The following is a 16,872-nucleotide window of genomic DNA, read 5'->3' as shown; positions in this document are numbered from 1 at the left end:
TGCCAATGCGGAAAATGTCGTGTTTTTGTCTTATTATCTTTTCCCGCCAACCAATTTCCAGCCTGCTTGTGTTTTATTTGTTTGGTCAGCATGCAAATCACGGTTACCTCGTCCGAAAAAACGATAGCCAATATTATGTGTAATGACACCATTTAATGCTGTAATCCCAATAATTAGACCCGCTATAATAGCATAATCAATAATATATCCTACTATCATAAACATTACCCCCATTTTTTCTGTCCTACATACTATTTTATAAAATCTTTATATAAAAGAAAAGAGGGAAACCAAAATGAATTTGAATCGTATATAAATTGTAAAGAAATATTACACAATTATTTTTAAAAACTTATATATTTCTGATTAGTTTTATTGTATAATTGTACCATAGATAAATTAAAATAATTTTAAAGTAATAGTCAGTGTTTATATAAAAACTTTTGAATTAGATTGGAGTGAGTTGTAATGGTTACATTATTTACATCACCAAGCTGTACATCATGCCGCAAAGCAAAGGCATGGTTGGAAGAACATGAAATCCCTTATAAGGAAAGGAATATTTTTACAGAGCCATTAACGATTGAAGAAACGAAGCAAATCTTGAGAATGACTGAGAATGGAACGGATGAAATTATTTCAACAAGGTCGAAAATCTTTCAAGAACTTAATGTCGATTTAGAAACAATGCCATTGCAAGATCTTTTTAAGCTTATTAGTGAAAATCCTGGTTTGTTAAGACGTCCAATTATGATTGATGAAAAACGTCTCCAAGTCGGTTATAACGAAGATGAAATCCGTCGCTTTTTACCAAGAAGGGTGCGTACATTTCAATTACGTGAAGCACAGCGTTTAGTAAATTAGTGGAAAACTTCTACGCATTTTTCGTAGAAGTTTTTTTAATCGCACCTGCTAAAAGGACAATGATAATCGTAATAATTGGTAGTATATAGTGAGAATATTTAAACGCGTTTAAGAAGGGCTGAATTCGTTCTTCATGAGTAATCATCTTACCTGCTGTTAAGGCGAGGATTCCGGCACCAATGTAAATGATAACTGGAAAGCGCTCCATGAATTTTAAAATAATTTTACTTCCCCAAACGATGATTGGAATAGAAATTAATAGCCCAATGATAACTAAGTAGATATTTCCGCCAGCAGCACCAGCAACAGCTAGTACATTATCGAACCCCATTACTACGTCAGCGACAACAATTGTTCGTACTGCTTGGAAGAGGGTCGTTCCTCCTCTTATTTTGGTTCTATCATTGCCATCATCAGTAAGTAAATTGTAGGCGATAAATAGGAGAAATAATCCACCGGCAAGCTGTAAATAAGGAATCATTAATAAGTAAACGGCAAGAATTGTAAGCATGACTCTTACGGCAATTGCTAATCCAGTTCCTAGAAGGATGGCTTTATTTCGTCTTGTAACAGGGAGGTTCCGGCAGGCAAGTGCAATGACAATTGCATTGTCCCCTCCAAGTACGATATCAATACCTATGATAATTAATACTTGAGTAAGAAGTTCAAAATCCAAACAACCGCCCCCCCTTATGTTCCGTCATTATTTAGTATCATTAACAATTTTTACAGGGATGTCCAAAATTCACTATAAGCCTTTTTTTTATGTCAGTCAAGAAAAGCGCATATGATAAATAAAAGCCTGTTTTTCTTTATTTAGTATTTTTTATTTCCCTTATTATTCTTTTTATCATAAAATAGAAGTACAAGGTTACTTCTATTTAAAATTGGGCATGTTGTTTTTATAACTATCATTTTGTAGAGCAAACGCTCGGGGGTTAGGTAGTCCCTTCAAAAAAACTTTGAATAGAAGGGAGAGAGAATTATGGAAATCGAAAGAATCAATGAGCATACAGTAAAGTTTTATGTAACATATCGTGACATCGAAGATCGTGGATTTGATCGTGAAGAAATCTGGTATAACCGTGAGCGCAGTGAAGAATTGTTTTGGGAAATGATGGATGAAGTTAACAATAGAGAAGACTTCGCAATAGAAGGACCATTATGGATTCAAGTTCAAGCACTAGAAAAAGGTTTGGAAATAGTAGTAACGAAAGCACAATTATCAATGGATGGTCAAAAGCTTGAATTGCCCATTGGGCTTGATAAGCATATTGATCTAACGGTTGACGATAATATTGAAGCTTTATTAGATAAAACGAATAATGCTGATGAGCAATATGAAGATTTTCCATTTACAGACGATGAATATAGCGACGAAGCCATCCGTTTTCTCATTGGGTTTCACGATTTTGAAGATGTCATCACATTAAGTCATAGTATTGATGCTGATGGCCTTTTTAGTAGCCTGTATCATTTCGAAGATAAATACTATTTATATATAGGATTTGATGAAGAAAAGTTTGAAGAGGAGGATGAAGACGATATTTTATGTCAAATTCTTGAATTTGGCTATGAGTCGCGATTGTCAATCCATCGCATTCAAGAATACGGCAAAGAAGTCATAGCAAGCAATGCACTTGAGCAAATTAAACAACATTTTCCACTTGGAAGATAATTGAGGGTTTCACTTTTTGTGAAGCCTTTTTCTAATGTCCTAAATGTGGAGAGGTAATAGTAGGAAAGTATTTAAAACTTCGCTATAATAAATAAGAGGTAATATGTGTTAAGGAGTTTCCTATGAAAAAAAGGATGCAAATTGTAATCTTCATTATTGGTTTGACACTTATATTGGTACTTACCCATAATTATTGGGAAGGTTGGTTGCTCGGAACCTTTAGTATCATGATTTCAATTTCTGCCTTATTCATTGGTTTTTTTATTTTTTTAGAAAACCGTAATCCGCGTGGTACGATTGCCTGGATGGTTGTTTTAGCTGTTTTCCCAATTTTAGGCTTCATTTTTTATTTACTTTTTGGACAAAGCTATCGTAGAGAGAAAAAAAGATTTGAAAAAAAAGCATGGTTGGACGAACAAGCTTTTGCTAAAATTGAAGGAAATCGGCAAATCAATGAAAATGAATTTAATCAGATGAGGGACCATCAAAAAAACCTATTCCGATTGGCTCACCGTATCGGCAAAAGTCCGATTTCCTTCTATACAGAGACAAAGGTATTAACAAATGGAAATGAAACGTTTGCAGCGATTTTAGAGGTAATGAAAAAAGCAAATCATCATATCCATTTAGAGTTTTATATTGTACGTGATGATGTCATTGGTACTGAGATTAAAGAGCTATTAATTGAAAAAGTGAAGGCTGGCGTAGAAGTCCGTTTTTTATATGATGCGGTAGGCTCGTGGAAGCTTTCAAAAAATTATATTAATGAATTAAAAGCAGCCGGTGTACAAATAGAGCCCTTTTCACCAGTTCGACTTCCAGGCTTGAATAATCAAATTAATTTTCGTAATCATCGCAAGATTATTGTTGTTGATGGAAATATTGGTTTTGTCGGCGGATTGAATATTGGTGATGAATATCTGGGAAAAAATGAGTATTTCGGCTTTTGGCGTGATACCCATCTTTATGTAAGAGGCGAAGCAGTGAGAAGCCTACAGCTTATTTTTTTGCAAGATTGGTATTACACGACGGAGACGACGTTATTAACGCCGATGTATTTGTCCCCTAACCTTGTTGAGGACGATGAATTTGGCGGTGTACAATTATTAGCTGGCGGACCTGATAATGATTGGAATGTTATTAAAAATGTGTTTTTCGCAATGATTACATCAGCGAAAAAATCAATTTGGATTGAATCGCCGTATTTTATTCCTGACGATGATATATTGTCAGCTCTCAGAGTCGCAGCTTTATCTGGGATTGATGTAAGGGTTATCTTGCCGAGTAAACCAGATAAAAAACTTGTCTTTTATGGTTCTAAGTCCTATTACAGAGAACTATTAGAGGCGGGGGTCAAAGTATATGAATATAGTAATGGTTTTTTACATAGTAAAATTATCATTGTTGATCAAGAGCTTGCCTCAATAGGTACATCAAATATGGATATGAGAAGTTTTCATTTGAATTTTGAAGTGAATGCATTTTTATATAAAACAAAAAGTGTGGAGAGGCTTGTGAGCGATTTTCTTACTGATATCGACAGTTCAAAGGAGATTACTATTGAAAATCATCAAAATCGCCCTAAGCTTCAAAGGCTGTATGAATCTGCAGCCCGACTGTTTTCACCGCTATTATAAAAAATTAAGTAAAAGCAGGAAAATCACTTCTTTTGTCGAAATGAAACGACAGAAAGGAGTGGTTTTTTTGTTAACGGCAATAACGGAAAGTGGCAAGACGATTTCGTTAGTTGGAAATTGGGGAAAGCATGAGTTGCTAAAAATAATCGAAAACGAAAGATTATTATGTCCAGCCTGTAAAGAACATGTTCGGTTGAGGACAGGGACTAAGCGAATATGGCATTTTGCCCATATTTCAAAATTGAATTGTGATTCACAAATCGAAAATGAATCGGAATACCATTTAAAAGGTAAGGTCCAGCTTTATGATTGGTTAATACAACAAGGAATTGATGTTGAAGTTGAAAAATACCTACCAAAAATTAAGCAAAGGCCAGATTTATTTGTAACATGGAAAAATGAAAATTATGCGATTGAATTTCAATGTTCAACCGTTGATAGTGCTAGATTACTAAAACGAACGCAAGCCTATCTTCGCGCCAATATTATACCTTTATGGATTTTAGGGGGAAAGCGTTTTAAAAAGAATTTTGCGCATCATTTAAAAATTACACCATTTGATTTATTAATGGCATTTTCAGCGAATAATAAGGATTTACGTCTCATCTATTACTGCCCTATCACTGCTCGTTTCTGTATTGCATCATCACTTACACCGTTTTCTTCAAGCACCTTCTTAACTGCTACGGATTATTTCTTCCCAAATCAACTTTCTTTTTCTGAAATAATTACTTCTAATGAAAATCAGCAAATTTTGAATGACAATCATTGGCTTGTTCTGAAAAGGCGATGGCGGACAAGCTCTTATTTGTATACAGATAAAGCTTATCAAAGAATATTTTATGAAAATGGAATGCCGCTATGTTTACTGCCAGGAGAAGCAGGTATTCCTGTTAAGTCGATGATTTGGATTAAAACAGCGCCAATCCTCTGGCAAGGTTGGATTTTACTTATGTTTATTATGCCACTTCAAGTTGGGGAGATGGTTTCGTTTGAGGATGTTTTTTATAGCTTTAAAGCTGAAGTACAAAAGGGCTTCATGAAAATAAGACAACTCCCATCATTAAAAAATAGCCACTACTCGTTTGCTTTAATGGAATATTTACAGCAGTTAGAAAAGCTAGGTGTGTTAAGGAAAGTAAATCGATCAACCTTTCGGAAAGTTGCCAATCTAGCTGTACCGAAAAATGTCGAGGATGCCTGTAACCTTGACAGTGTAGTATTGATAAAGCTGAAAAAATATAATTTTTCAAAATATTATTATAAAATGTAGTAAATGTGAAAGTTTTTTGAACATTCAAAAAGCGTGATTTACATCACACTAGTATCTTTTTACATCCTATATGATAAATGATGTGATGAATATCACAAGTGATTTTTATCACATTTCATTTAAGGAAAAGTTAAAAGGGAGTGTGTTATGATGTATTGTCATCAATGTATGCAAGTTGCACCTGGAGGCTGTACAGTAGTTGGAGTTTGTGGAAAGGATGAAACAATAGCAAGTTTGCAAGATATTTTGATTTTTGGTTTAAAAGGAATTGCAGCCTATCGTACCCATGCAAGACAATTAGGGTACATAGATGAATTTGTTGATCGGGTTACACATGAAGCATTATATATGACCTTAACAAATTCCAATTTTAATGTACAGGAACATATCGAGATGGCGATGCAGGTAGGTCAGGCAGCGGTAAGAATGATGGATGTGCTTGATAGGGCCCATGTTAATCGCTTGGGAACCCCAGAGCCTGTCCGTGTCTCGCAAAACAAAATTGAAGGGAAAGCAATCGTTGTAACAGGACATAATTTATTTGCTTTAGAAGAATTATTAAAGCAAACAGAAGGAAAAGGCATCAATGTTTATACACACTCCGAAATGCTGCCGGCCCATGGTTATCCACAGCTTAAGAAATACAGCCATCTAAAAGGAAATATAGGAAAAGCTTGGTATGACCAACGCCGCTTATTTGAGGAATTCCCTGGGGCAATTCTAGCAACTACAAACTGCGTCATGCCGATTAAAGGTAGTTATGCTGACCGAATGTGGACTTATGAAGTGACAGGCTTAGAAGGTGTTGCGAAAATTACAGATGATGATTTCAGTCCATTAATTGCAAGAGCATTAGAATTACCTGAAGCAAATGTCGAATCTGACGAAACATTAGTAACGGGCTTCCACCATGAGACAGTCATTGGCTTAGCGCCAGAAGTAATCCAAGCTGTAAAAGATGGTAAGATTAAACGATTTTTCGTCATAGCGGGCTGCGATGCTCCTGGTAAAGGTGGAGACTACTATCGTGAGCTTGCAACATCATTACCAAAAGAAACTGTAATTTTAACAACATCATGTGGAAAGTTCCGTTTTAACGACGTCGATTACGGGGTTGTTCCTGGAACCGAAATCCCGCGTTATATAGATTTAGGACAATGTAATAACTCAGGTTCAACAGTGAAAATTGCAATGGCATTAGCTGATGCTTTTGGTTGCGAAGTGAATGAACTTCCAGTTAGTATTGTTCTTTCTTGGTTTGAGCAAAAGGCTGTTGCGATTTTACTAGGGCTATTCAGCCTTGGAATTAAAGATATTCGCATTGGACCAAAAGCACCGGCATTTATTAACGAAGGTGTGCTAGATGTATTAGTGAATACATTTGGTTTAAAATTAATTAGCAATGCAAAGGAAGATATGGAAGAAATGATGATGGCAGTAATTTAATAGTGTGAATAGGCATGGCTGACCTGAATGTTGTGGGTCAGCCTTGTTGCTGTTCCAATCAAAGTTGTGGCTTTATCCACGAAATTATCGATATATCCACGAGATTTTTTATATATCCACGAAACTGTAGTGCATATCCACATATCCCAAAAGTTTTATTTTTAGCCGTGGATGATATACTATTTATATAGGAAAATTTTTCATATGGAGGTTTTAAGATGACAGAACAAAAAAAGCCGAAAGCATTGCCAAAACGAAGTGAAATAGCAACCGATGACACATGGCGCTTGGAAGATATTTTTCCATCTGATGATGATTGGGAAAAAGAGTTCAAAGCCATTAAGGAATTAATCCCCTCTATTAAACAATACGAAGGAAAGCTGGCAGAATCCGCTGATACGTTATATAAAGCATTGGATACACAATATGAAATTTCGAAAAGAATCGGCAAGCTATATACGTATGCCCATATGCGCTATGACGAAGATACAACGAACTCCTGCTACCAAGGGCTGAACGACCGCGCTGAAAATTTATATACGCAGGCAGCAAGCAGCTTCGCTTTTATCGATCCAGAAATTCTAGCAATGGATGAAAACAAAATTAAATCCTATGTAAATGAACATAAAGAACTTAAACTATATGAACATATTTTAGATGAGCTTAACCGCAGCCGTCCACATGTGTTATCTGCTAGTGAGGAGGCCATCCTCGCCCAAGCTTCAGAGGTAACTGGCAGTGCAAGCACGACGTTTGGAATGCTCAATAATGCCGACTTGAAGTTCCCAACGATTCAAGATGAAAATGGGGAAGAAGTCGAGATTACCCATGGCCGTTTTATTCGTTTTCTAGAAAGCTCAGACCGCCGTGTCCGTGAAGAGGCTTTTAAAGCCGTATACGATACATACGGTAAATTTAAAAATACGTTTGCCAGCACTTTAAGTGGCAACATAAAAAAGGATAATTTCTATGCTCGTGTCCGCCATTACAAAACTGCGCGCGAAGCAGCTTTAGACGGCAATAATATTCCAGAAAGCGTCTATGATACATTAGTTGAGACGATTAATGAACAGTTGCCATTATTGCATCGTTATGTAGCTTTAAGAAAAAAAGTGCTTGGTATTGAGGAGCTTCATATGTATGACCTTTATACACCACTTGTGAAGGATGTAAAAATGGAAATCCCATATCATGAAGCAAAGGAAATCGTCAAAAAAAGTTTAGCACCAATGGGTGAGGAATATCAAAAGATTTTACAAGAAGCCTTTGATAACCGCTGGATTGATGTTCATGAAAACCAAGGTAAAAGAAGCGGTGCTTATTCCTCTGGAACATATGGAACAAATCCATACATCCTATTGAATTGGCAAGACAATGTGAACAATTTGTTTACTTTAGCGCATGAACTAGGCCATTCGGTTCACAGCTACTATACAAGAAACTCGCAGCCTTATCCATATGCAAATTATTCAATTTTTGTCGCCGAGGTTGCATCTACGTGCAATGAAGCATTGCTAAATGATTATATGTTAAAAAATGAAAATGACAAACAGAAAAAGCTTTATATTTTAAATCATTACTTAGAAGGCTTTCGCGGCACAGTTTTCCGCCAAACAATGTTTGCCGAATTTGAGCATTTAATTCATGAAAAGGCACGAGAGGGAGAAGCATTAACCGCTGAATTATTGACAAAGTTGTATTATGATTTAAATAAAAAATACTTTGGTGATGGTATTGTTGTTGATGAGGAAATTGGCTTAGAATGGTCAAGAATTCCGCATTTTTATTACAATTATTATGTTTACCAGTATGCGACTGGTTTTAGTGCGGCTGCAGCTTTGTCAAATCAGATTTTAGAAGAAGGAGAGCCTGCTGTTAAACGTTATGTGGAATTTTTGAAAGCGGGAAGCTCCGATTACCCAATTGAGGTGTTAAAGCGGGCTGGAGTTAATATGACATCAAGTGAGCCAATTAAAGAGGCATTAAAAGTGTTTGAACAAAAATTAACGGAAATGGAACAACTATTAAACATGTAAGCGAAAAAAATAAGGGACTGTTTCAAGTTTGTATTTATTCAAAAGAAACAGTCCCTTTACCCTTTTAATGAGCGGCGATTTATTCGTTTAAAGCGATTGCGGTTATTCCAAGAGTGTACTGTAAAAAGGATGGAGAGAAACATAGGTATAACCGTATAAAAAAGCGGAACAATTCTCATTAAACCTAATAAATAAAAACAAAAAGAAGTAATAATTAGTAGGCTGCATAAGAAAAAAAGAAATTTATTCATAGTTCAAGCCTCCTCATCATTAATCTATGAAGCAAGCTTTTAGTTCATGATGGCAATATATGTCGAATTATAAAGAAGAAGTGACAGTTTTGTGAAAAACTTAACAAACTAATTGTAAAAAGGAACGAAACTTGTTATTATAAGTTTGTAAAGTTAATCACAAACAAACATAACCCCTTTGTTTGACCGTGAAACTTTCTCCCACCCCCCTGTCGATGAGACATAAAAAGAAGGTTAGGCATCCCTCCTAACCTTCTTTTTATTTTTCCAAAAAAATAGATTGATCAACCTGTTCGGTTATCTCAATCATCATTCGCTAAATAGCGCCAAAATGTTCCATATTTTACTGGGACACGTTCCACTGTTTGTTTTAGGAGTAGTTTCTTCATTTCTTTTTCAACTTCTTGACAAGTTAAGTTATAGACAACGGCAATTTCTTTCGTAGCTACAAATTTAAAATAGGCTAAAAATTGTTCGAGTGGCGGAGGCGTCTGGGCAATGAGTTTTCTTTGTAAAATTTCTTCCAAAACCTGCACATATATTTCATATGGATAAGATCCGGCAAGCTTAATGCCTTCTTCTTCAATTTTTTCATTATTGAAAAAGACGAGAGTTGGGCTTTCATCAACTTCCATTTCCCTTGTGATTTTCAAGTCGCATTGGAACGCTTTGCAGGCTACATCAGAAAGTAAATCTTTAGTGAATTCACGAACGTCAAGGCCAGCCATTTCTGCTATACTAACTAGTACCTCTTTTTTTGTGATGTTTTGTTTTTCAAGAAAAAGGAGTTCCTGAAGCTTTCTTAGAAAACGTAAGCTTGCCTTTTTGCCTTGCAGTTCAGCTGCTTTAATTGCAACGAAGGCTGTAATTGGCTTTGATATCGGATCTTCGTACCATACATCACCATCACAGGACATCCCCGATCTGCTTGCAGTCCATTCCCAAACTTTGGCGATTTCAGAAGGAGCTTTTTTCGAAATATTTAAAGACGCTAAACGTCCAGTTAACACATGTCGTATGCTTAATTTATCGCCATATTCAATTTGTAGTTTTTTAAGCAATGGTTCTAATGCCCAGCATTCAGGGCAAAGAGGATCAATGAACACATATATTTCAATTTTTTTCATACATAAGTGTTTCCAGCTATTTTTGTTTTGTTCATTGCTGGTACCCGAACTGTTCAGAATCATGAATATCTCCTTTCTGTTCAGGAAATGATACCTATATTTTAGCAATGCAGGAGGGAAGGGGCAAATAAAGTGCTTTTGGAGATTTTTCCATTATTCATTTTATTGGAGTCCAACTTACGTGCTATAATGATTTGGAGAAATTAATAATTTTGCGGAGTGTGATAATTAATCATGCGATTTACAAAAAGCATCCCAAATATGTTTACATTAGGCAATCTATATTGCGGTTTTCTTTCAATTGGTTTTGCTGCAAATGGAGAATTTAATAATGCAGCGATATTAATATTAATTGGGATGATGCTGGACAGTATGGATGGCAGATTAGCAAGAATGCTAAAAGCCGATAGTTCTTTAGGGAAGGAACTCGATTCATTAGCTGATATTGTTACCTTTGGTATTGCCCCTTCCTTTTTAGTTTACTATACATATTTTTTTCATTTTGGGAAATTAGGTTTTATTGTAGCAGGTCTATTTCCTTTATTTGGGGCGTATCGTTTAGCGCGTTTTAACATCAGTTCGACAAAAACGTCGTTGCATTATTTTATTGGTGTGCCGATTACAGCTGCGGGTGGTATAGTAGCAATCCTAACGCTATTTGGGGATAAAATCCCGAATATTGTTACAACCGTTGTTTTTACGGCCTTATGTTTTTTGATGGTGAGCCGGATTAAAATCCCAAGCTTGAAAGAAGTGCCACTGCCTAAATATGGGACTATTGTAACAATCTTCCTTGGTTGCCTTTTATATATTATTTGGAAGGATACATATGCAAAGTTTCCCTATCTTATTTACATAGCGACACCACTTTATATTGCTTATTTAGCCTATCGATTTATAAAGCGGAAAACTAGTAAAGGGGATATTGATTAAAAGCGGCTATTTTAGCCGCTTTTAGTTCTATGAGAAATAGGAATCTGTCACTTTTTTTACATAAGCCCGCGTTTCTTTAAATGGAGGAATCCCTTTAAATTTATCAACATTTCCAGGACCAGCATTATAGGCAGCTAAAGCTAAATGCAAATCTCCGTCATACTTGTCCAACATTTTCCTTAAATATTTTGTTCCAGCATGTATATTTTCCTTCGGGTCATATACATTTTTTACTCCGAGATATTTGGCGGTAGCTGGCATAAGCTGCATTAAACCTGCTGCACCTGCTTTACTTTTAGCTAAGGGGTTGAAGTTTGATTCGTGTTTGATCACTGCACTAATAAGCTTCGAATCAACCCCGTATTTTTCAGCCGCTTCTTCTATTAAGCTATCATAATTAGAAGTGAATTTTGCTTTATCGGACACAGGATACGAGTAATTTTGAATTTTAAAATTAGGTTGTAATGCTTGTAATTCTTTTAATACTAAGCTAGTGTTCGGATTGTTTTTTTCTGTTGTTGCAGCATTCTTTTGTAGTTTTTCAATCTCAGACTCAAGAAGTTCTGAAAACGGATCTCTATTATCTCCAGTTGTAATCGATGGCACTTGGCCAAAATTACGCAAAGCTTGTATTTCCATCAATGTTTTTAAATGGTTCACATTAATATTCATAGCTTTTCTTCCTTTTGTTCTTTTATTTTAAAAAAACGCATGATTTTATTTTCAGTCATTTTTACTAGTATATTGTTTTGTTTCATGATTTCCAGAAATCTTTCTTTACCTTTCACTGGATCTTGAACTTCATATTCCAGCTCGTAATCTTCATGACCTAAATAATAACTATGATCAAGGACGAGAATGTTTTCGCCGTCTTTAATTTCGGCTCGCTCTGTTTTTAAAACACCTAAAAATTTGATGTCAACTGGATGAATTCCCATAGAACAAATGGCTTTTTTAATCGCTCCATCGATTAATTGAATCGTTTCATTATGTAACAAAAGGGAAGCTTCGTATGTTGAAAGTTCTTGATGGGTTTCTAAAAGTCCTTGCTCATGGGGCTGTTTTAATGTAAGAATAAACTTGTCCATTTTTTTACGAATTCTTAAAGCTGTTTGCTGCGCTTTTAGTGAAAAATCAAAAGTATCAAAGTAATAATTTTCTTGGATAACAAAATCATCAGGATGAAGATTGAATTTATCCATTAATAATGCAAATTCATTTTTAGTAAGCAAGTTTTTATATTCAATTTCTATTTCTTGTCTCATATTTTACTCCTAAATGCAAGTATAATGACATACAATTAATTAATATTATGAATGATAAAGTTTTTAAAATCAATTGAATTAAAATGGAGCCTCTAATGTGATAAAATAATACCATAAAAATAAAAGATTGGAAGTTGATTGTATGAAATTTGCGATTACTTCAAGAGGGGATCATATCTCAAATGCTTTAAGAATGAAAATGAAAAATTATTTATTAGATTTTAATTTAGTATTTGACGAAGAGGAGCCAGATATCGTTATTTCAATTGGTGGGGATGGAACATTGCTTTATGCATTTCATCAATATCAACATCGTTTAAGCAAAACGGCTTTTGTAGGAGTACATACAGGCCATCTTGGTTTTTATGCAGATTGGATGCCATCTGAAATTGAAAAGCTTGTGATTGAACTTACGAGGACACCTTTTTCAGTTGTTGAGTATCCGATTCTCGAAACAATTGTTCGCCATATTGACGGAGGAAAAGAGCATTATTATTTATCGTTAAATGAAACGACGATAAAAGCACCAGAGGGATCGCTTGTTATTGATGTCGAAATAAAAGGGCAAAAATTTGAAACATTCCGCGGGGATGGCTTGTGTATTTCTACTCCTTCTGGAAGCACGGCTTATAACAAAGCATTAGGAGGAGCCATCATCCATCCGTCGATTGAAGCAATCCAAGTGGCAGAAATGGCATCCATTAATAATCGTGTCTTCCGGACAGTTGGCTCGCCATTAATTTTACCTGGCCATCATACATTGTTTTTAAGACCTAAGCAGGAAACGGATTTATTAATTACCGTTGATCATAAGACGATGACACATAAGGCTGTTAAATCAATACAATGCCGCGTTTCTGACAAAAAGGTACGATTTGCTCGTTTCCGCCCGTTCCCATTTTGGAATAGAGTTCGCGATTCTTTTGTAGGGAATGGTGATGGGAATGATAGACGAAGATGAGGACAAGACCTCTTGTTGAAGGTGATTTAGACGCTTGTGCAGATTTGTTTGTGGCTGTTTTTAATAAAGAACCGTGGAATGATTGTTGGACGGTTCAGCTTGCAATAGACTATTTCCGCGATGTGTATAATACGCCAGGCTTTCATGGGTTTGTAATAGAAGCTGAAGCGGAGCCGCCCGAAAACTTTCCTCGTATTATCGGTTTTATAATTGGTACGAGAAAAAGATGGTGGAGCGGGGATATTTTTTACTTGTATGAAATGTGTGTAGACGAAGCTTATCAAGGAAAAGGAATAGGGAAACAGCTCATGAGTGATACAAAAATGGGCTTAATCGAAAAAGGTTATACAGCAATTGTTCTTTTAACAGAACGGATATTCCCAGCAGCCCACTTTTATGAAAAGCACGGATTCATAGAAAGCACTGATACAAGATTTTATTTTTGCAGTTTGTAAAATTTGTTGTGGTGATTGGTGGTTGGTGATGGGTTCATTTAAACTTGAATGGAAAATTGAAAAAAAATATGCGGGAATGCTTATTCGTGAATTTTTATTGAAGGAGAAAGGAATCTCGAAGCGGGCATTGGCTGATATCAAATTTCAAGGTGGGGATATTGTTTTAAACGGCAACCATGTAACGGTCAGACAAAGTATACAAGCTGGCGATTGTTTAGTTGTCCAATTTCCACCAGAGGACCGCAATCTTGGAATTATAGCGGAAAATATTCCATTACATATTGTTTATGAGGATGAATACCTCCTCATTATTAATAAGCCACCATACATGGCATCCATCCCGTCTAGAGAGCATCAAAGCAGAACGGTAGCTAATGCCCTTATGAATTATTATGACCAAATTGGACTATCTTCTACGGTCCATATTGTAAATCGCTTGGATAAAGATACTTCTGGTTTAATGATTATCGCCAAAAATAGCTTTGTTCATTCCTTGTTTTCATTAGAACAAAAAACGAAAAGCATTCACAGGGAATATGAGGCTATCGTTCATGATGTTGTTGCTGATGATTTCGGCACTATCAATGCACCAATTGGTCGCAAGGAAAATAGTATTATTGAACGGACAGTCAGAAATGACGGACAACATGCCGTGACGCATTATGAAGTGAAAAAGCGGTTTATTGATAGGACGTTAGTGTCATTAAAATTAGAAACAGGGCGCACTCATCAAATCCGTGTTCATATGGCTTACATCGGGCATCCTTTAGTAGGTGATGATTTGTATGGCGGTAAAAAGGATTTAATTGTAAGACAAGCATTGCATAGTAAAAGTGTAATGTTTTATCATCCTTTGCTTGAAAAAGAACTAGAGTTTACAGTACCATTGCCGGAGGATATGGAAAGATTAATAAAGTAGGGGAATGCGGCCAGAAACTAGTATGGAGGCAGGAAAGTTGGCTGCCAGACCGCAGATTCCCGTATAAACTATTCAGCAAACTTCCTAAATTTCTCTATTACCTTCGGCATTGTCGATGGTACTGAAACAGTTTCCATTTCTGGGTACCTTAGCGCTGTCAGCATACCTCCAAATACACAGCCTGTATCAATATTCCACGTCTTATTCAGTTGCCGTGGTTCTATAACTGGTGTATGCCCATAAACAACCCAGGCATCACCAGCATATTGCTTCGCCCAATCTCTTCTGACAGGCGTACCATCTGGATTTGTTTCCCCTGTAATATCACCATATAAAACAAAGGTTTTTACCTTTTTTCCCGTTTTACCAATATAGTCTTGACGAATACCAGCGTGGGCAATTACTAACTTTCCATAATCGAGTTGGAGATATAAAGGGGCTTGTTCAAAAAGCTTCATAAAATGAGAAACTACTTTTGCTTCTTCTTTCGCTGACAGTTTCTGATACTCAGCAACTGTCGTTTCAAGCCCGTGGGTTATTTGCACCTTCCGTCCTAGGAAATAACGGTATAGCTTATCACAATGGTTTCCAGGTGTATAATAGGCCAATTTTTCCTCTACAACTAGTTTATATACCATCTCCATTACTTTTATCGATTCCGGTCCCCTGTCCGTTAGGTCACCAACAAATGCTAGCAACCTTCCGTTAGGATGGACAGGAAACCCTTCGTCCCATTCATAACCGAGCTTTTTTGTAAGTGAAACAAATTCATCGTAGCAGCCATGAATATCGCCGATTACATCATACATTATGAAAATCACCTCTAACTTCCAAACATATACTTCCGTGTCCGTGAACGGACATTGAGGACAATCCCGACGGCAATCATACTTGTTAACAACGAGCTTCCACCATAGCTAATAAATGGAAGGGTAATACCAGTGATGGGCATTAATTGAATCGTCATACCGATATTTTGGAACACTTGGAAGGTTATCATACCAATAACACCAGTACATAAATAACTTCCATATGGGTCATGACTTTCCAAAGCCGTATGAATCATTCTGTATATTAATAGAAAGAACAAGGAAATAACAATACTTGCCCCGATAAAACCAAATTGTTCACCGATTACAGCAAAAATGAAATCCGTATGTGCTTCTGGAAAATAAACTTGCCCGTTCAATAATCCCTTTCCTTGCATTTGTCCAGAACCAATGGCAAGCATCGCTTTGATTAACTGAAAACCATAGTTGCTTGAAAATTCATGTGGTGCAAGCCAGCCATAAAAGCGATTCATTTGGTGTGCCCTAAGGACATAAGTTGTAATAAATTCTGGATTCTTAAAGTAAATAAATACTAAAAGCCCAATCATGGCAATGACGGAAGTCCCTAATCCTAATAAAATTCGCCATCTTATCCCCGAAACTAATAAAAGTGAACCGAGGATGGATGCAACAACGATGGAAGTTCCTAAATCGGGCTGCTTAAGAATTAATAGTAAAGGTGGCATCGTTATGCCAACAAGCTTACCTAATAGAATAAAATCTTCTCTTAGTGTACGATTATCTGGATAAATTTCATTATGTTTAGCAATAATTTGACTAAGTAAAATAATTAAAAAGATTTTCATTACCTCAGCTGGCTGAAAATTTCCGATGACTGGCAAAACGTACCAGCTAACTGCTCCATTAATGTCAGGTGCTATTTTTGATGGTCCAAGTACTTCCAGACCAAGCAAAAGAACAAGACCAATTCCATATAAATACCAAGAAAAATTTTTAAAGCGGTCGAAATCAATAATCATTGTGACACCAATGGCTGCAAATCCAATAACATACCATAAAACTTGTTTTCCAACAAAATTATAATTTTGAAGTTTGGCCGGAAGTGATGGTTGAATGCTATAAATTGCGATTAAACTGACTGCTCCTAATAACAAAACAACGAGCACAAGTGCTATATCTATTTTTTGATATGGAGTTTGCTCCTTTTCTAATTCCATTTTAATATTTCCTTTCTAA

The 16,872-nt window shown here is 36.0% G+C and carries 18 protein-coding genes; 10 read left to right on the top strand and 8 right to left on the bottom strand.

Annotated elements, in window-relative coordinates:
- Positions 1–33 precede the first annotated feature (33 nt).
- Complete coding sequence (locus GX497_04395; protein HHY72462.1) at positions 34–216, bottom strand: hypothetical protein; 183 nt, start codon at positions 214–216, stop codon at positions 34–36.
- 252 nt (positions 217–468) lie between these two features.
- On the opposite strand from GX497_04395, the gene spxA reads away from it, so the two are divergent.
- Positions 469–864 (top strand): transcriptional regulator Spx, encoded by a 396-nt coding sequence (gene spxA, locus GX497_04390; protein ID HHY72461.1) that lies wholly within the window; start codon positions 469–471, stop codon positions 862–864.
- A 10-nt stretch (positions 865–874) separates the two neighbouring features.
- Here spxA and GX497_04385 read toward each other — a convergent pair whose 3' ends face one another.
- Positions 875–1,540, bottom strand: a complete 666-nt coding sequence (locus GX497_04385) for a TerC family protein (protein ID HHY72460.1) — start codon at positions 1,538–1,540, stop codon at positions 875–877.
- A gap of 309 nt (positions 1,541–1,849) precedes the next feature.
- Here GX497_04385 and mecA point away from each other — a divergent pair, with 309 nt between their 5' ends.
- The 5 genes from mecA (at position 1,850) to pepF (ending at position 8,934) form a co-directional block, all read left to right on the top strand.
- A complete protein-coding gene (gene mecA, locus GX497_04380; GenBank protein HHY72459.1) occupies positions 1,850–2,542 on the top strand; it encodes an adaptor protein MecA in 693 nt (230 codons plus the stop codon).
- Between the two features lie 122 nt (positions 2,543–2,664).
- Complete coding sequence (cls, locus tag GX497_04375; protein HHY72458.1) at positions 2,665–4,179, top strand: cardiolipin synthase; 1,515 nt, start codon at positions 2,665–2,667, stop codon at positions 4,177–4,179.
- 67 nt (positions 4,180–4,246) lie between these two features.
- Positions 4,247–5,452: a hypothetical protein gene (locus tag GX497_04370; GenBank protein HHY72457.1), complete on the top strand. Its 1,206-nt coding sequence runs from the start codon at positions 4,247–4,249 to the stop codon at positions 5,450–5,452.
- A 150-nt stretch (positions 5,453–5,602) separates the two neighbouring features.
- Entirely contained in the window at positions 5,603–6,898 is a 1,296-nt protein-coding gene (hcp, locus tag GX497_04365; protein HHY72456.1) for a hydroxylamine reductase, read from the top strand.
- 218 nt (positions 6,899–7,116) lie between these two features.
- Positions 7,117–8,934 (top strand): oligoendopeptidase F, encoded by a 1,818-nt coding sequence (pepF, locus tag GX497_04360; protein HHY72455.1) that lies wholly within the window; start codon positions 7,117–7,119, stop codon positions 8,932–8,934.
- A 56-nt stretch (positions 8,935–8,990) separates the two neighbouring features.
- Here pepF and GX497_04355 read toward each other — a convergent pair whose 3' ends face one another.
- Positions 8,991–9,185, bottom strand: coding sequence for a hypothetical protein (locus tag GX497_04355; protein ID HHY72454.1), 195 nt, complete (start codon positions 9,183–9,185; stop codon positions 8,991–8,993).
- Between the two features lie 302 nt (positions 9,186–9,487).
- Entirely contained in the window at positions 9,488–10,375 is an 888-nt protein-coding gene (locus tag GX497_04350) for a DsbA family protein (GenBank protein HHY72453.1), read from the bottom strand.
- A 171-nt stretch (positions 10,376–10,546) separates the two neighbouring features.
- On the opposite strand from GX497_04350, the gene pssA reads away from it, so the two are divergent.
- Positions 10,547–11,245, top strand: coding sequence for a CDP-diacylglycerol--serine O-phosphatidyltransferase (gene pssA, locus GX497_04345; GenBank protein HHY72452.1), 699 nt, complete (start codon positions 10,547–10,549; stop codon positions 11,243–11,245).
- A 27-nt stretch (positions 11,246–11,272) separates the two neighbouring features.
- Here pssA and GX497_04340 read toward each other — a convergent pair whose 3' ends face one another.
- Together GX497_04340 and GX497_04335 are read right to left on the bottom strand one after the other, a co-directional pair.
- A complete protein-coding gene (locus GX497_04340; protein ID HHY72451.1) occupies positions 11,273–11,917 on the bottom strand; it encodes a lytic transglycosylase domain-containing protein in 645 nt (214 codons plus the stop codon).
- A complete protein-coding gene (locus GX497_04335; GenBank protein ID HHY72450.1) occupies positions 11,914–12,510 on the bottom strand; it encodes a CYTH domain-containing protein in 597 nt (198 codons plus the stop codon). Before GX497_04335 ends, GX497_04340 begins: the two co-directional genes overlap by 4 nt.
- Before the next feature lie 142 nt (positions 12,511–12,652).
- Between GX497_04335 and GX497_04330 the strand changes: the two genes are divergently transcribed.
- The 3 genes from GX497_04330 to GX497_04320 are packed head-to-tail and all read left to right on the top strand — an operon-like array spanning position 12,653 to position 14,845.
- Entirely contained in the window at positions 12,653–13,471 is an 819-nt protein-coding gene (locus GX497_04330; protein HHY72449.1) for an NAD kinase, read from the top strand.
- Positions 13,468–13,926, top strand: coding sequence for a GNAT family N-acetyltransferase (locus tag GX497_04325; protein HHY72448.1), 459 nt, complete (start codon positions 13,468–13,470; stop codon positions 13,924–13,926). Before GX497_04330 ends, GX497_04325 begins: the two co-directional genes overlap by 4 nt.
- A gap of 28 nt (positions 13,927–13,954) precedes the next feature.
- Positions 13,955–14,845 (top strand): RluA family pseudouridine synthase, encoded by an 891-nt coding sequence (locus GX497_04320; protein ID HHY72447.1) that lies wholly within the window; start codon positions 13,955–13,957, stop codon positions 14,843–14,845.
- A 68-nt stretch (positions 14,846–14,913) separates the two neighbouring features.
- Here GX497_04320 and prpE read toward each other — a convergent pair whose 3' ends face one another.
- Both prpE and GX497_04310 read right to left on the bottom strand, forming a co-directional pair.
- The gene (prpE, locus tag GX497_04315) at positions 14,914–15,657 is read right to left on the bottom strand and encodes a bis(5'-nucleosyl)-tetraphosphatase PrpE (GenBank protein ID HHY72446.1); all 744 of its coding nucleotides are present in this window, start codon (positions 15,655–15,657) and stop codon (positions 14,914–14,916) included.
- A gap of 11 nt (positions 15,658–15,668) precedes the next feature.
- The gene (locus tag GX497_04310; GenBank protein HHY72445.1) at positions 15,669–16,853 is read right to left on the bottom strand and encodes a rod shape-determining protein RodA; all 1,185 of its coding nucleotides are present in this window, start codon (positions 16,851–16,853) and stop codon (positions 15,669–15,671) included.
- Positions 16,854–16,872: the final 19 nt, after the last annotated feature.

Origin of the sequence: Bacillus sp. (in: firmicutes) (assembly GCA_012842745.1) — a bacterium.
GTDB lineage: Bacteria > Bacillota > Bacilli > Bacillales > Bacillaceae_J > Schinkia.
This window is presented reverse-complemented; position numbering and strand designations above follow the sequence as displayed.

What these genes read in the sequence shown, in the direction of transcription:
- spxA (HHY72461.1), top strand. Translation starts at nt 469, where the DNA reads ATGGTTACATTATTTACATCACCAAGCTGTACATCATGCCGCAAAGCA.
- mecA (HHY72459.1), top strand. Translation starts at nt 1,850, where the DNA reads ATGGAAATCGAAAGAATCAATGAGCATACAGTAAAGTTTTATGTAACA.
- cls (HHY72458.1), top strand. Translation starts at nt 2,665, where the DNA reads ATGAAAAAAAGGATGCAAATTGTAATCTTCATTATTGGTTTGACACTT.
- hcp (HHY72456.1), top strand. Translation starts at nt 5,603, where the DNA reads ATGTATTGTCATCAATGTATGCAAGTTGCACCTGGAGGCTGTACAGTA.
- pepF (HHY72455.1), top strand. Translation starts at nt 7,117, where the DNA reads ATGACAGAACAAAAAAAGCCGAAAGCATTGCCAAAACGAAGTGAAATA.
- GX497_04355 (HHY72454.1), bottom strand. Translation starts at nt 9,185, where the DNA reads ATGAATAAATTTCTTTTTTTCTTATGCAGCCTACTAATTATTACTTCT.
- GX497_04350 (HHY72453.1), bottom strand. Translation starts at nt 10,375, where the DNA reads ATGATTCTGAACAGTTCGGGTACCAGCAATGAACAAAACAAAAATAGC.
- pssA (HHY72452.1), top strand. Translation starts at nt 10,547, where the DNA reads ATGCGATTTACAAAAAGCATCCCAAATATGTTTACATTAGGCAATCTA.
- GX497_04340 (HHY72451.1), bottom strand. Translation starts at nt 11,917, where the DNA reads ATGAATATTAATGTGAACCATTTAAAAACATTGATGGAAATACAAGCT.
- GX497_04335 (HHY72450.1), bottom strand. Translation starts at nt 12,510, where the DNA reads ATGAGACAAGAAATAGAAATTGAATATAAAAACTTGCTTACTAAAAAT.
- GX497_04330 (HHY72449.1), top strand. Translation starts at nt 12,653, where the DNA reads ATGAAATTTGCGATTACTTCAAGAGGGGATCATATCTCAAATGCTTTA.
- GX497_04325 (HHY72448.1), top strand. Translation starts at nt 13,468, where the DNA reads ATGAGGACAAGACCTCTTGTTGAAGGTGATTTAGACGCTTGTGCAGAT.
- GX497_04320 (HHY72447.1), top strand. Translation starts at nt 13,955, where the DNA reads ATGGGTTCATTTAAACTTGAATGGAAAATTGAAAAAAAATATGCGGGA.
- GX497_04310 (HHY72445.1), bottom strand. Translation starts at nt 16,853, where the DNA reads ATGGAATTAGAAAAGGAGCAAACTCCATATCAAAAAATAGATATAGCA.